Source organism: Bacillus sp. JCM 19034, from assembly GCF_001310635.1.
In the GTDB taxonomy this organism is placed as follows: Bacteria; Bacillota; Bacilli; order Bacillales; family Bacillaceae_D; genus Halalkalibacter.
The window spans coordinates 410,758-424,712 of the sequence record NZ_BAXR01000001.1 but is presented as its reverse complement, the minus strand read 5'-3'; the positions used below and the strand labels follow the sequence as shown (position 1 = coordinate 424,712).

Below are 13,955 nucleotides of genomic sequence, written 5' to 3'. Positions count from 1 at the left end.
GAAAACACCCCAAAAAGATAAAATTATCTCCCTAGGGTGCTATCTTTACCACATATGCTCTATGCGGTATCATATGAAATAAGAGTTAACGCAGATTAAAGCTTAACAACGTTAGCTGCTTGAGGACCACGGTCACCATCAACGATTTCAAATTCTACTGATTGACCTTCATCAAGAGACTTGAAACCATCGCCAGTGATAGCGCTGAAATGTACAAATACGTCATTTCCACCTTCAACCTCGATAAAACCGAATCCTTTTTCTGCGTTAAACCACTTAACTGTACCAGTTTGCATGAATAAATTTCTCCAATCGTAAATAAATTTTTCTTAATATGCTACACTCACATTTGCCTCTAGCAAATAAAAAATTCACATATTATTAGGAACATCAACAACAACCTGAGTAAATATCCCTAATAGTATGTGAATACTGAACTCCTCATTATATTGCAATTGATACAAAAGTATTTAAACGTAAAAGAACATGAACAACTTTTCTTGATACGTTAACTATATACGATTCTAATGTACATTGCAAGCTTTTTTTATAATATTGTTCAAAATGGAAAATGACTCTAACAAATACACATAGTTCCCCTTCTATTGATCATACTAACAACAAGGAATTGTATTAGGAGGGTGCTCATTTTGAAAACATTCGTTTTAGTCATAATCACGTCTATGATCGTCATTTTAACTGGTTGTACGTTTAATGATAGTGAAAAGGAAATTGTCGAGGATGTAACGAAACAGCAGACACAGTCAACTTCAAAAGCGGAACAGCCAAACAATATGGAACAAAATTATCACATACAATCGGATGATAACAATGCAAAAGCTTTAAATGAATATGCTGATGTAACTGGTACATACATTTATTCCACATATAATCATCTTCTTGAAATTGAACCACTGTTTAGCTTAAATAACGTTTCCGATTCCGATATTGAAAGTGCAAAACAGTCGGCTACTAACATTTTAGAAGAGTATGGTAAATACATGAATGTTGAGATACCTGAATCATTTGAAGGGTTTCAAGATGTTCATAGTGTAATGATTTATGAAATTGAGCAATTATATAAAGCGTTACATGAGGCTAACTCATCATCTTCTTCATTAGGAGCTGCTCGTCGCCATTATGAAAATGCGATTATGTCACATCAACTTATGGAAAGGGAGTTCTTAACTCTGACAGACGAATTAGGGATTTATTAAAAAAAGCAAAAAGATCACCCAATGAGATGTATTCTTAGGTGATCTTTTTTTTGTTAGCGATGCTGATGAGTAGAATCATCAATAAGATCAATGATTTCGGCAATAGCAGCCCCAAATGTGTCAAACGGCTCAGATAGTGATACATGATGCTCTAACGCTTTGATTCGATTGATTACTTTTCGGTTTGTTGTTATATAGATTTGTTCATCCTGAAATGAACCAAGTTCTTTCTTTACTTCATTAATTAAATACTCTCGATCAGATTCATTAGATTCAATACCGATCACGTACTGACTACCTTCTGAAATAACATGTGCATCCCTTACTAATTGTAATTTTTCAACTCTTTTTTCTATTTCACGTTCTTTTGTTGAATTTGATTGGATTACTATATGGGACTGATCTTTTTTTAGCTGCTGATCATTAGTTTGACGGCGAAGTGCATATTTATCTTGTAGCACACCAGGGCGATTTGTAAAAATTCTAGAACCTTTAAATTGGTTGCCCTCATGCTTACCGAGGTTCTTTATTGTAGATTGCCCCTTTTGTTGTAAAACTTCAGTTGTGTGTTGACCTATACCTAACGGTGATTGGTCAGGAATCATTAAATCGGTTAATGGCCCTTCATGCTGGCGGTATAACGCAATATGCTCATTTTCACCATTCATATTGTGACTATTAGCTCCGAATGGCTGCTTTTGTGGAACTGTACATGCAGTAAAAGTAAATAAAATCATAAGGAGTATAATAAGTTTCTTTAATAGCATATTCACTTCTCCTTTCTTTACGATTAGTGTGCATCAACCATTTCAGATTCAATCAGAGATAAACAATGTAATATTAACCAATGTAAAAGAAAATCATGTCGATAAAACTCATAAATTTAATGATGCTGACTTATTTCGTAGAATCTCTTTATTTTATCGCTATTTCGCTTATAATACGTGTAGAAGAAATTAATTTTCTTTTTAGATTAAGCCATCTGGAGTGGGAATAATGATTATGGGGAAGATTGAAGATAAACGTATGGAAATGTTGAAGTTCGCTAAAAACCATGGAATGACGTCAAAAATTACTGTTAAGTGTAGTCAAGAATTGGACATGCTATTAAATATGGTACAAAAGAAGCCACAAATAAAGTAACGTTCTTCGACAATTTTAAAAAAAATTTATGTAAAACCATTGCAAAGCTTTAATACATTTGTTAAGGTAAACACAAATTCATACTTAAACTTACTTCATAAATCATTTGAAGTGAGAGTAGAGGTGCAAAGATCATTAGTAAGCATGTTGAGGAGAATGAGCTCCAATGAATCATGTTAAAAGGGATATTTGCCGAAGTGTTTGGTTACTCATTTTCCAAATCACTGGGACTGTTTTGAATAAGAACAGGACTGTCATATAGCGTGGCTATATGGAGGGCTATCTCACACATTGAATTGGTTTTGCTATTCTTTGCTAACCATCAACAATGGGATAAACCTCATTGTTATTTTTTTGTGCTTCCATTAGTCGCCCAAATACCAATTTGAAAATTATATATTAGAATGAGGGTGAATCGGATGAATTTCGGTCGAGTAATTACAGCAATGGTAACACCATTTGATCAAGAAGGATTAATTGATATTGAGGCAACAAAAGAACTTGTTCGCCATTTGTTGGCAAATGGTTCTGATGCACTCGTTGTTGGTGGAACGACTGGTGAGTCACCAACATTATCCAAGGATGAAAAGCACCTTTTATACAAAACGGTTGTTGAAGAGGTAAATGGTCAAGTCCCCATTATTGCGGGAACTGGTTCCAACAATACACGGGAATCAATAGAATTGACAAAAGCAGCTGAACAACTGGGTGTTGAGGCTATTATGTTAGTAGTTCCTTATTATAACAAGCCTTCTCAGGAAGGAATGTATGCTCACTTTAAAGCTATCGCAGAATCAACATCACTGCCTGTTATGCTTTATAATATTCCCGGTCGGAGTGCCGTTAACATGAGTGTTGAAACAACATTACGACTAGCACAAATACCAAATATTGTTGCGACAAAAGAAGCAAGTGCTGATCTAGAAGCGATGTCTGAGATTATTGAAAATGCCCCTGAAGGGTTTAGCTTATATAGCGGTGACGATAGTTTAACATTACCTATTCTTTCAATCGGTGGGACCGGTGTTGTTTCAGTTGCTTCTCATATTGTAGGAAATGAGATGCAGCAAATGGTTCGTAACTTTCAAGCTGGACAAGTTACCGCTGCAGCTATGCAACATCGTCAGTTACTTCCAGTGATGAAAAAGCTATTTATGGCACCAAACCCAACACCTGTTAAAGCAGCTCTAGAGATGAAAGGGTTTAAGGTTGGTCAAGTGCGTCTGCCATTAGTTCCATTAACGAATGAACAGCAACAAGAGCTTCAATCAGTGATTCATCCTAATATGAATTTTTTTGTTAGCTAATTCATTTAAGCATATTAGAAAAAAGCAGCCATTTCCCTGTAGGAAATAGCTGCTTTTTTCTTGTTAAGATGCACTTTTTTCATAAGAAACGTTTTTTCTATGATGCGTCACTTTCTCTATATAACCCGTTCCAAATAATACGCCTATCACAATGAGTAAAAAGCCTGCCCCTTGATACCAATAAATCTGTTCCTTTAAAAAAAATGGCTGAACTAACTAAACCGAAAAATGGAACAAAATTATTAAAAATTGCTGTTTGACCAGCACCTACCTTCTCAATGGCACTATTGAATAGAAAATGGCCAACACCTGTGGCGATAACAGAAGAAATGATAAAAACACCATAAAGCCAAAATGGAGCTTTCCCCATTTGTACCAATCCGTTAGGCTCAATAGCTAAACTAATGGCGACTAAGCATAGCGAGCCTATGATCAGCATATAGCCTGTCATTTGCCTAGAATCGAGTGTTTTTGTTGCTAGCTTAATGTAGATAAAGCTAATCGCTTGAAAAACCATTGCAATAAAGATTAGCAGCTCTCCCCTGTCAATTGATAGTGAACCATTACCACTTTGAATGAAGAAAACGCCAATAAAAGCAATAACAATACCGAGTATTCTCCATTTCGACATTCGTTCTCCTAAAAAGCAAACGGCTAAAATAGAGGTAGTAACTGGAAGTAAAGCAAGTATTAATACAGCATTTGAAGCACCTGTATAGACTAATCCCTCAGCAAGAAAGAAATGGTGTCCTACAACGCCAAATAAGGCACCACACAATGTATATTTCCATTCTGTTTTCGTTAAACGCCGTAAAATATTTGAAAAATAGACGATTAGCATGACAACCACACCAGCTAGCATAATGCGTAATGATGTCATTGAAATCGTGGGAAAATGTTCAACGAGCACTTTAAGCATGACTGTATTAATTCCCCAAATGATCATCACAAAAAAAACAACACCATATGTTACTAGTAACGAATTCTTCATGAAACCCCTTCTCTCTACGTTGCCACTTAACATACATACGTAATCATATCATGTACATTCCATTTCGTATATGTATGTGCATAGTAAACGATTAAGAGTACAACTTTAAGATAAGTTGTACTCTTTTTCACATTCACGTAATCTTTCTATGCTTTTTTTAGCCCATTCTGATGAATCGTTTACGAGGGAACTAATTTGTGTTTGCAACGCATGTTTTAAAGATTCTTTATAGTCCGGAATCGGATCCTGAAATGCCTTTAATGAGGATAAAGGAACCCATGCTTTTTCATTTTGTGCTAGTGCTTTTCTTTGATGGAATAAGGGCACATCTGCTTCTTTAGGGTTGTGCAAATCCCCTTGAATCGGATGCTTTAATACTGCTTTTACCTCAACTAAAGCACGGTTTTGTTGTTCATTTCGGTCGAGAAGTTTCCCAACATAGACACCTGTTTTATATGTAGCACGCACCCATTCTGCCAAGATAACGCCATCTCCTTTCATCTACTTACAATCCAGGGATTAAAAACGTAAATAGCTCCCACATAAATTCTGATAATGGGACTAAATATTGCTCAGAAATCAATCCTAGTCGATTTGAGTTAGTAAATAAATCGACAACAACAAATGAGAATGTAATTAATATTGAAATAATTGTTATAGCTAAAATGATAGCAAGAAAAATAACATAAGCAATGACAATTCTTATTAGCCATAATAACCAATTAGGAATCACTCTTGTTTTACTTTCTTCCCTAGTCACAGACTTCTCCTCCCACAACATAAATCCATTTAATTGCCTAGACCAATTTTCTCAAGGATGCCTTCTACTGGTATACCATCCGCCGAAGAAATATCACTAAAATCATAGTCTGCCAAATTAATAAGCTGGTCTTGACGTTCCGAATAATCCACACCCTTGTCACTTATGTTATCAATTTCAATAACTGTTTCTTCAAAATCATCTTCTTTATTTAGTAGTACGAACTCATCTAACTCTGCTTTCTCAACTGGTGGTTCAGATTTAACCTCACTCTGTTTTCCGATCACTTGAAAAAAGACCAATCCCCATACACAAAAAACAGGAAGAAAACTCCAATCAATAAACCGATCTGCTTTTTCAACATTATCACCACCTAATTTAGGGTAAATCTATTAATCTTATTCTACCATTGTATAAAACGTTTGTCACATTATCGTGAAAAAGATCACAAAAGTGCAAAAAATGATCCGAACATCCTTCTTACATCCAATGTATGCTGCTCTAGAGTGTATTTTGGAGAAAATAATCGTTACCCCATAGATGTTGAGGGATGGCCTACTGTTTCTCCCCTTTTCACAGTGTTTCATCCTATTCAAAAAGAACATGTAGAAGATATAACATGTTCTTTTCATATTGTGATTATATCGAATTCAGAGAGGATTGTTTGATTACGTTTGTTTGCTCAAGCTTGGATTCTAACATTTTCAGCGTGCGAAATGAAGCGTAACACTCTCTGTGGTTAGCCATTGTGATCATTCGCCTTTTCTTATCAATATGCCTAATATGTTGTAAATTAATTAGATAACTTTTATGACTGCGAAATAATCGTTCATCAATCTGTTCAAAGTCTTTTAACTTACCATAAAATTCGTATTCGCCATTTCGCTCGTATAGTCTAATTTTATGTACTTGTGATGAGGTTTCAAAATAATAAACATCATCGATGCTAATGTTCGTAATCCGCTCACCTATTTTTATTTGAATAAAATTTGTTTCGTCATGATCACCAATTTGTAAATATTTATTAAAGGCAACTCGGAGTGCCTCCCTCACCTGTTCTGCTATTCTATCTTGCCCAAACTCTTTTGCAATAAAATCAAGAGCAGCAAGCTTATATTTAAACGTTAATTTCATCTTATCTGCATGCATCGTAATAAAAATAATATTCGCTAACGGATCTTGCTTGCGAATGATACGAGCTAGTTCCATGCCATCAATAGAGGATCCGAGTTCAATATCTAAAAAATAACAATCTGCACCGCCATGTTGCACGCATTCTAATACGTCTTCTGGCTTAGATGTATTCAATATGACCTTCATACTAGGCTCATGAAACATCGCATAATTGGAAATAACCGATTGTAGAAATTCTTGTTGGCTCGCCTCATTTTCACAAATAACGATTTTCAAAACAATCTCTCCTTATCACTTTTTACATCATTTGTTGAACAGTCTCTTTCACTTCGATTTCGTTAATAAAAAACATGTTTTCGACCCGCGTATTCATCGTGATATTTGGATATTGGTTAATAATGCTACGGACAGTTGCTAAGCCAAAGCCTCGCTCTGCTCCTTTTGTTGAAAAGCCTTCAATAAATAATTGATCGATCTGGACTTGCTGCTTTTTAAAATGATTTTCGATAATGACTAAAACCGAATCGTCCTCTTGTTTCAGTAAGGCGACATTCAATTCTCCTTCTTGTAGATCAGTCGTTGCCTCAATCGCATTGTCCATTAAAATACCAACGATACGAGTTAAATCGATGATATCCATTTCAATGTTTTCAATTGTTTCTGGAATTTCAATATTAACAGCAATTCCTTTTTCTTCTGCCATCAACACTTTCGTTGAAAGGAGCCCTTTTAATTCAATGATTTCTAGACGATCCAATTGGTTGATAATGAAATGATTTTGTAACGTCTTTTTTTCTACTTGCAGAATTTTATCGTGAAAATACGTTCTTAAGCCTTGAATATCATTCTTTTCTAAATAGTCTTCGAACGTCAATAAAATATTTTGATAGTCGTGACGAAACCGTTGCATATCTTTATTGACTTGCTCTAATGATTGCATATATTGAAAAAGCTGCTCTTGTTCGATTTCTTTTTGTTTTAATTTCGCTTCTTTTCTCGTATTTCGAATAAGAATAACAGATAAAATGAACATAAAAGCTAAGTAGCTCGTCCCCATTAGTAAATTTAACATCGCTGCCGCATAAAGATTACGACTTAATGCGACAAAAAGGTTCATATATACGACAACCATCGTACTAGCTGCAACAATAATTAATAGTAACTGTCCAATTAGTGAGAACTGAAGAACTGCCCAAATTTTGTTGATGACGATGCGATAGCCGTAAATGAACAGCATGAATAGTAACAAATAAAGACCTATACTTGCTGTTGTGATCGTAGGTGTATCAACAGGAAAAAGAGAATATTTAATCATTTCAATGAAATTATCGAAGAAAATGCTCACGATAGCCAAAATGATCGCATCAAATAAAGCTCTTAACTTTCTTGTATAGATATAGAATATAACAATTGTTACAATAATTAAATAAACAAGGCTTAGTCCTTTCAAAACAAATAAATATAAGAAAATCGCAGGTATAGGAATAAGCAAAGTGACTAATAATGCTTTTCGGAACGTAGGTCGTACTTCTAACGTATAAAATAATCCAGCTAGAATCGCACACAATTCTACGATAAAAAATGTTAACGAAGTAACGATGGTACATCAAACCTCTCTCAATAACCGCTTATGCGGCCTTTCTTTATCTGCTACTAATTCCACCGAATCGTCATATGGCTATTATATCATCGGAACGATACGGACTCTATTCATGAATTAAAATCCGTTTTTCATTTGGATATAAAGATACATAAAGATATAGATCATTATTTTTGATCGTTTCCACACTCGACTTTAATTGTGAATTCGGTGAAAAAGGAAACGGCACATGTAATTGCATTTCACTTTCGGGACGTAATTTAAAACTAGACATCATATCTAATTCAGCTAAGTCAGGGTTGGCCATTTGAAATAATTCACTATTATAGCTTAATGTAAAATTAGTAGCAATCAAGTTATAATGGATTAATTGCATACCATTAAAATCATCTAGCGGATCATCCATGACATTCGTATTTTTTATTGTAATAGTCAAATCATAGACCATCTCTGTTATGTCCCCCTCCCATTCTTCTAGACGGTTATAAGCATCATATTTATCGATAAAATCGTCAATTGACAAAATCGTAGCTTCATCTACTGTAACGGTGTAACCGTTCATATTCTCATAAGCATCTAGGAATATATCGTTTTCAATAGCGACCTCTTCTCCGATTTTGTACGTATAAACAGGAGGAAGTGGAACATTTTGATTAATAGACCAAACACGAACACTGTAACATCCGATAAGAGCGAGAACAAATAGACTAACGATTATTTTTTTCATAGTTATGAACTCCTTACGATTGATCCATTTTCAAGATAATAAATCTTATCTGCTAACTCGTCTAAAATGCTTGTATCGTGGCAAGTCATTACAACTAGAGCACCACGCTCCTTTTCGTGACGAACAATGTTCTTAACCAGCTCAACACCGTCGGTATCTAACGAATTAGTTGGCTCATCTAATATGACGATATCTGGTTGCTCCATAACCGCCCCTGCTATACCAAGCCGTTGTTTCATTCCAAGCGAATATTTCTTATATTTCTTTTTACTAGCTTCAGAACTAAGACCAACAGCTGTTAATACTTGTTGAATTCTCGTCATATTAATGTCATTGCGAATTTCGGCAAGCATTTGTAAATTTTGCAAACCAGAGTAGCTATCTAAAAATGCCGGATTTTCGAGCAGTAAACCGATGCTTTCTGGAAACGTTAACTCTTTCCCAAGTTGTTTGCCATCTATTTCAATTGAGCCTTCTGTTGGTAATATTAAACCAGCTATTAATCTCATAAGCATCGTTTTACCAGAGCCGTTTACACCACGTAAGCCAATAACTTCGCCAGAAGATAATGTTAGCGATACGTTGTGAATGACTGTTACACCTTTGATTTTCTTTGAGACATTGTCTATTTTAATTGTTGTCATTATTCATCCCTCATTTAATAAAAAAATTGTTAAGATTCTTCTCCTAAAATATCATAACGCTGAAAATAGAAAGTACCGATCACCATTGAGCTACACAAGAGTACGAGAAACATCCATACACCACCACTAATCGAAAAGCCGTTTTCGACTACATACACACTTCGAATTGGCATTGCGTGATTCCCTGGAAAAAAGCGGATGGAAAAAATAAGCGGATGCTAACAAAATAACAGCGCTAGCACCAAAGCTATACAACGGTTTAAAGAAAAGCGTTAACGTCATTTGCCATAAATTCATCCCAATTGAAAATAGTAACGGAAAAAAGAGTGTAATCCAGATTAAATTCGTTGAAAATGTTTCATATGGGCTTTTCGCTTCGAGAATGTCATTCATAAACATCGCCGTTATGTCTAAATGGATTGGCTCTTTCATAACGAGACAAAATAGCATAACCGTAAGAAAAATCAAGAGATAAACCGCTAAAACGTAACAAATATTCCAAATGCTCTTTGACAGCCACCAGCTTGTGCGTCCTTTCGTTCTTAATAAAATATTGACACCTACCGATGTTAAATCTTTACTCGGATAATGTAGGGTACAATAGAATATATAAAGATGGAGCAGGCTCCATCGAATCGGGAAAATAAAGCCTTCTTCATCTGTCGGCAAGTATTCCTTCATCCCAGCAAAAATATAAAGTAAATAATCGACAAACGTCCCTGATGGAATTTGCTCTGCTAACAGATAAACATTGTATTTCCGTAAATAAAAATCAAAACAAAATGCGATGATGATTACTATTAGCACGGAGAGCTTCATATAGTCTGAGACAAGTCCATTTTTTAGATCGTATTTTAATAGTTTATAAAACCTCACGTTTGACACCTAATTTCATCGTAATTGTAAACGTTACGGCAAACAATAATAGACCTTGCGCTAGTACGACCCAGCCATTTGTTTCGTTTATAATCTCTAATGCATGTAAATAATAGAGTGGGGAAAATTCAATCAAAAACGGATTCGGGAAATACCCTTGGCTATAATGCAACATCATAACAATAAAAAACGGAACCAACAGAACCGCAATGCGATTTTTCACAAAAAAAGATAAGGCCAAGCTCATCGTTGCAAATAGTCCTCCAAAGACAAAGTTTAAAATGAGATAAAGGAAGACAAACAATAGTGGCTGTGTATAAAATAAACTGGACCACATGCTCGTATTAGCAACCGGATAAGCGAGTGTGTGTATATTAGCAATGTTAGTTGGCATAGTAGCAGGAACGAACGCTGCTATAATGAGAAAATTAAACAATAATGGGAGAAAGATTACGATTCCTCCTGCTAGAAACGTTGCGATATATTTTGCTAAAAAGTAGGATTGCTTTCCACTTCTTATAACGACTGATTTGACGTAGCCTTGTTTCGTTTCTAAATAATATGACCAGCCATAAGGGAAGGTTGCAATCAGTGGCAACAGTGTAAAAAATAAAGTAAATCCAAATGAACGGTCCTCACCACCAAGCCAATGGTTATAGAGCGAGTTATTATGTAATTGCATGTTCCCCCCTTTTAAGTCATTCAAATAGAGATTATCGTTGTAAAACCCAATCATATACAATGCACTAAGCAATGCGAAAATGATAGCAATAAGAAAAGTAATGATAAAATACTTATTCGTTATAGCTTTTTTTATTTCGATTTGTACCAATCTTGTAAATGGTCGATCCATTGTTTTTTCCCCTTCCTGTTTCATTTGTTAGCTTATCCATAGGGTAGCACACGTTCATTGATCTGCCTTTCAGGTTGTCGTAAACGTTTTTGTTTTTCATCCTAAAACAAGAAGGTTTGATTCATAATGAGGTATTTATTTCTTTAAAGAAAAGACGCTGATGCGTATTTCTTATTTGATCTCAACAAAAAAACAGAACGACGAAACGTTCTGTTTTTAATGGATTGTCTTATTTAAAGTCTAACTCAAAAAACTGTAATTCCATGCTAGTGGTTCCGATCGCATAATACAACGATTCATTTTCAATCATTTCAGATGGAACAAGCCAGCCGACGGTAATATCAAGCTCCTCTCCAAAATCTAGAGAAAAGTAATAATAATCACTGCCATTGTTTAGTTCAAATGGAGCATGTTCACTGAAATAAACAGCTTCTAGAAAAAAAGGACCATTAGGATCTTCAATATCCAATTGTGATCCTATAAAATTTTCAACCTGTAATGTTGCACTCGGATTAGTATTTTGTAGATTTTTTACCGTTGCATCAATCGTTACAATACGTAGGTTATCCTCAATATCACCATTTTCAGCAATCATCTTCCGACGCAAGAAATCATCGATTTGTAAACCGAGATCATGAATATTATCAGCGACTTGCACTTGATTCAATGTATATTGATATTGCTCCACTTCTTCCTCTATTTCCATGTCTTTCGTACGATAAACAATCGTATCACCGATTGAATAAACAATTTGCTCGTCACCGTTTTCAACATCTTCAGAAACTTTAACCGTATTCTCGATATTATCTTCTAGATCATTCTCCTTGAGCGTTTTAATTGAATCTTCAAATTCACGATAGGAGCAAGCCGATAATGCTACCATGATTACACAAAAACCGATTATCACTTTTCGTTTCATTTACTATCCACCTTATTCCCTTATTTATGTGTTGAAACTAACGATATCGTACCATATTTAACATTGTTGACTGGTGTTTTGTCGTAATCGTCCTAATTCCATTCGTGAACGTATTGTTCTTTTCAACAACTTTTTATATTCACGGTAATTTTATTTTTTTTGCGTTTCCTAAAGCATGTTTCACCGCTTCTTGTGCATGAATAACAGCTGTATCAAATAATGGAGTGTCTGAATCTTCGGCTTTAACCAATAAGCCAATTTCAGTACATCCTAAAATAATGCCTTCTGCTCCATTCTCACTAAACGTTTTATGACCCTTTGGTAATATTTTTTAGAGGAATCATTGATTATTCCGAGACAAAGTTCCTCATATATAATGTCATTTACCTGATTTTGCTCTGTTTCATTAGGTACGATTACTTCAATACCCTTTTGTTCAATTCGTAAATTATAAAAATTTTGTTCCATTGTATATTTCGTACCAAGTAGACCTACTTTTTTAATATTCGATTGCTTCATTTGTGTAGCGGTTGCGACAGCAATATGTAAATAAGGGATAGCTACCTTTTTTTCTAGATAATCAATTACTTTATGCATCGTATTTGTACAGAGCACGACCTGCTTTTTCTAAAGATAATGCCACTTCAGCTAATTGTATTCCAGCACTTTCCCAATCTCCTTTAGATTGATATCGTTCTATTTCATCAAAATCGACACTATATAATATACATTTTGCAGAGTGTAGTCTCCTAATTCTCGTTTAGTCTCTTAATTAATGATACGATAATACATTGCTGAGGATTCCCAGCTCATACCTCCTATTAAACCAATTGTTTTCATAAAAAAGTTCCTCCTCTTCCACGTAGTAAAATAAATACACACAAATCATTTGAAAAACATAAAACCAGTGACGCATTTTATCTAGTCACTGGTTTATCAATTACATGTTTATTTCACTATTCCAACGTGGTGGGATGTCTTTCCCCCAATAAATCGTTCCTAATTCATGATGTAATTCGTAGTTATCGGCAATTGTGTGATAATGAAAATTAAAATAGTAGCCTTGTTTCGGTCGTTGATCACGGCGAACATGAAACCTTAATAAATCTTTACCTGTTTCATCATGATATAAATGAATTATTTTTTCCCCTAAGCCTCCTGTAGGTTGAGAGGTCCATTTTAATGACATCCAATCTTTAGTTGAGAAGTCTTTTGTTGTTTCCCCTATAACTTCTTTAAAAGGGGGAATAATTCTTTGTTTATACTCTTTTGCTATTTCATTTGAAATAGTTGGTCCAAACTTCTTAACGCCTTGTTCAATAGCTAGCATACTTATGTATTCATTTAATAAAGGTGCAGACGCAACATCACGATGAATATAATGCTCCGTACCAACAGGTAATACAGCTTTATATAAGTCATAATCATTGTGGTCGATCTTATAAATTAAACTCTCATCAGTTTCATCCTGAGCTTTGTCTACTTTTCCATTTAATTCAGCAGCAACAGCATAGTGTAAGTCGCCGGAAGTAGTGAACCCAAATGATAGAAGGACTGATGAAAGAATAAGACTTCTTTTCATCCATTTTATCATTTTCATGACGTCCTTTCACTCCAATAATCTACTGTTATTTTCTCATGAAAATAATGAAAACGCCACTTTTTTTTTTAGAAGAAGAGTTTCGATGATATGAGCAATGTAAAAGAGGGTATTAAACAGAGATGTGTGTATCAATTGGAGTTGACGTTCTGCACCAAATCAGCTTACATTTCCTGTGATTCCT

General features: G+C 34.8%; 17 protein-coding genes, 1 pseudogene and 1 riboswitch. Of the genes and pseudogenes, 3 read left to right on the top strand and 15 right to left on the bottom strand.

Annotated elements, in window-relative coordinates:
* Positions 1 to 95 precede the first annotated feature (95 nt).
* On the bottom strand, positions 96 to 296 hold the full coding sequence (gene cspD, locus JCM19034_RS02220) for a cold-shock protein CspD (RefSeq protein WP_062046914.1): 201 nt from the start codon (positions 294 to 296) through the stop codon (positions 96 to 98).
* Positions 297 to 650: 354 nt separating this feature from the next.
* On the opposite strand from cspD, the gene JCM19034_RS02215 reads away from it, so the two are divergent.
* The gene (locus tag JCM19034_RS02215) at positions 651 to 1,217 is read left to right on the top strand and encodes a hypothetical protein (RefSeq protein ID WP_062046912.1); all 567 of its coding nucleotides are present in this window, start codon (positions 651 to 653) and stop codon (positions 1,215 to 1,217) included.
* A gap of 53 nt (positions 1,218 to 1,270) precedes the next feature.
* On the opposite strand, the gene JCM19034_RS02210 is transcribed toward JCM19034_RS02215, so the two are convergent.
* Complete coding sequence (locus JCM19034_RS02210) at positions 1,271 to 1,984, bottom strand: YhcN/YlaJ family sporulation lipoprotein (RefSeq protein WP_062046910.1); 714 nt, start codon at positions 1,982 to 1,984, stop codon at positions 1,271 to 1,273.
* 229 nt (positions 1,985 to 2,213) lie between these two features.
* Here JCM19034_RS02210 and JCM19034_RS20760 point away from each other — a divergent pair, with 229 nt between their 5' ends.
* Both JCM19034_RS20760 and dapA read left to right on the top strand, forming a co-directional pair.
* Positions 2,214 to 2,360 (top strand): aspartyl-phosphate phosphatase Spo0E family protein, encoded by a 147-nt coding sequence (locus tag JCM19034_RS20760; RefSeq protein ID WP_082393684.1) that lies wholly within the window; start codon positions 2,214 to 2,216, stop codon positions 2,358 to 2,360.
* Between the two features lie 110 nt (positions 2,361 to 2,470).
* Positions 2,471 to 2,650, top strand: a riboswitch (Lysine riboswitch).
* Positions 2,651 to 2,779: 129 nt separating this feature from the next.
* Complete coding sequence (dapA, locus tag JCM19034_RS02205) at positions 2,780 to 3,667, top strand: 4-hydroxy-tetrahydrodipicolinate synthase (RefSeq protein ID WP_062046908.1); 888 nt, start codon at positions 2,780 to 2,782, stop codon at positions 3,665 to 3,667.
* A 97-nt stretch (positions 3,668 to 3,764) separates the two neighbouring features.
* On the opposite strand, the gene JCM19034_RS02200 is transcribed toward dapA, so the two are convergent.
* The 13 genes and pseudogenes from JCM19034_RS02200 to JCM19034_RS02140 form a co-directional block, all read right to left on the bottom strand.
* Positions 3,765 to 4,658 (bottom strand): DMT family transporter, encoded by an 894-nt coding sequence (locus JCM19034_RS02200; RefSeq protein ID WP_231686767.1) that lies wholly within the window; start codon positions 4,656 to 4,658, stop codon positions 3,765 to 3,767.
* A 105-nt stretch (positions 4,659 to 4,763) separates the two neighbouring features.
* The gene (locus JCM19034_RS02195) at positions 4,764 to 5,159 is read right to left on the bottom strand and encodes a kinase-associated lipoprotein B (protein WP_062046906.1); all 396 of its coding nucleotides are present in this window, start codon (positions 5,157 to 5,159) and stop codon (positions 4,764 to 4,766) included.
* 4 nt (positions 5,160 to 5,163) lie between these two features.
* Positions 5,164 to 5,418 carry a hypothetical protein gene (locus JCM19034_RS02190; RefSeq protein ID WP_231686766.1) on the bottom strand — a complete coding sequence of 85 codons (255 nt, stop codon included), beginning with the start codon at positions 5,416 to 5,418 and terminating at the stop codon, positions 5,164 to 5,166.
* A 29-nt stretch (positions 5,419 to 5,447) separates the two neighbouring features.
* Positions 5,448 to 5,705, bottom strand: a complete 258-nt coding sequence (locus JCM19034_RS02185) for a hypothetical protein (RefSeq protein WP_062046901.1) — start codon at positions 5,703 to 5,705, stop codon at positions 5,448 to 5,450.
* A gap of 352 nt (positions 5,706 to 6,057) precedes the next feature.
* Positions 6,058 to 6,828, bottom strand: a complete 771-nt coding sequence (locus JCM19034_RS02180; protein ID WP_062046899.1) for a LytTR family DNA-binding domain-containing protein — start codon at positions 6,826 to 6,828, stop codon at positions 6,058 to 6,060.
* A gap of 22 nt (positions 6,829 to 6,850) precedes the next feature.
* Positions 6,851 to 8,119 (bottom strand): sensor histidine kinase, encoded by a 1,269-nt coding sequence (locus tag JCM19034_RS02175; protein ID WP_156323844.1) that lies wholly within the window; start codon positions 8,117 to 8,119, stop codon positions 6,851 to 6,853.
* Between the two features lie 139 nt (positions 8,120 to 8,258).
* The gene (locus tag JCM19034_RS02170) at positions 8,259 to 8,879 is read right to left on the bottom strand and encodes a DUF5028 domain-containing protein (RefSeq protein WP_062046895.1); all 621 of its coding nucleotides are present in this window, start codon (positions 8,877 to 8,879) and stop codon (positions 8,259 to 8,261) included.
* A gap of 2 nt (positions 8,880 to 8,881) precedes the next feature.
* A complete protein-coding gene (locus JCM19034_RS02165; protein ID WP_062046892.1) occupies positions 8,882 to 9,523 on the bottom strand; it encodes an ATP-binding cassette domain-containing protein in 642 nt (213 codons plus the stop codon).
* 126 nt (positions 9,524 to 9,649) lie between these two features.
* Positions 9,650 to 10,330 (bottom strand): hypothetical protein, encoded by a 681-nt coding sequence (locus JCM19034_RS02160; protein ID WP_231686765.1) that lies wholly within the window; start codon positions 10,328 to 10,330, stop codon positions 9,650 to 9,652.
* 55 nt (positions 10,331 to 10,385) lie between these two features.
* The gene (locus tag JCM19034_RS02155) at positions 10,386 to 11,252 is read right to left on the bottom strand and encodes a hypothetical protein (protein ID WP_062046889.1); all 867 of its coding nucleotides are present in this window, start codon (positions 11,250 to 11,252) and stop codon (positions 10,386 to 10,388) included.
* A gap of 229 nt (positions 11,253 to 11,481) precedes the next feature.
* Positions 11,482 to 12,171: a hypothetical protein gene (locus tag JCM19034_RS02150; RefSeq protein WP_062046888.1), complete on the bottom strand. Its 690-nt coding sequence runs from the start codon at positions 12,169 to 12,171 to the stop codon at positions 11,482 to 11,484.
* A 139-nt stretch (positions 12,172 to 12,310) separates the two neighbouring features.
* Positions 12,311 to 13,011: pseudogene (locus JCM19034_RS02145) on the bottom strand (aspartate/glutamate racemase family protein).
* A gap of 100 nt (positions 13,012 to 13,111) precedes the next feature.
* The gene (locus tag JCM19034_RS02140; RefSeq protein ID WP_062046886.1) at positions 13,112 to 13,771 is read right to left on the bottom strand and encodes a YpjP family protein; all 660 of its coding nucleotides are present in this window, start codon (positions 13,769 to 13,771) and stop codon (positions 13,112 to 13,114) included.
* Positions 13,772 to 13,955: the final 184 nt, after the last annotated feature.

What these genes read in the sequence shown, in the direction of transcription:
- cspD (WP_062046914.1), bottom strand. Translation starts at nt 296, where the DNA reads ATGCAAACTGGTACAGTTAAGTGGTTTAACGCAGAAAAAGGATTCGGT.
- JCM19034_RS02210 (WP_062046910.1), bottom strand. Translation starts at nt 1,984, where the DNA reads ATGCTATTAAAGAAACTTATTATACTCCTTATGATTTTATTTACTTTT.
- JCM19034_RS20760 (WP_082393684.1), top strand. Translation starts at nt 2,214, where the DNA reads ATGATTATGGGGAAGATTGAAGATAAACGTATGGAAATGTTGAAGTTC.
- dapA (WP_062046908.1), top strand. Translation starts at nt 2,780, where the DNA reads ATGAATTTCGGTCGAGTAATTACAGCAATGGTAACACCATTTGATCAA.
- JCM19034_RS02200 (WP_231686767.1), bottom strand. Translation starts at nt 4,658, where the DNA reads ATGAAGAATTCGTTACTAGTAACATATGGTGTTGTTTTTTTTGTGATG.
- JCM19034_RS02195 (WP_062046906.1), bottom strand. Translation starts at nt 5,159, where the DNA reads ATGAAAGGAGATGGCGTTATCTTGGCAGAATGGGTGCGTGCTACATAT.
- JCM19034_RS02170 (WP_062046895.1), bottom strand. Translation starts at nt 8,879, where the DNA reads ATGAAAAAAATAATCGTTAGTCTATTTGTTCTCGCTCTTATCGGATGT.
- JCM19034_RS02165 (WP_062046892.1), bottom strand. Translation starts at nt 9,523, where the DNA reads ATGACAACAATTAAAATAGACAATGTCTCAAAGAAAATCAAAGGTGTA.
- JCM19034_RS02155 (WP_062046889.1), bottom strand. Translation starts at nt 11,252, where the DNA reads ATGGATCGACCATTTACAAGATTGGTACAAATCGAAATAAAAAAAGCT.
- JCM19034_RS02150 (WP_062046888.1), bottom strand. Translation starts at nt 12,171, where the DNA reads ATGAAACGAAAAGTGATAATCGGTTTTTGTGTAATCATGGTAGCATTA.
- JCM19034_RS02140 (WP_062046886.1), bottom strand. Translation starts at nt 13,771, where the DNA reads ATGAAAATGATAAAATGGATGAAAAGAAGTCTTATTCTTTCATCAGTC.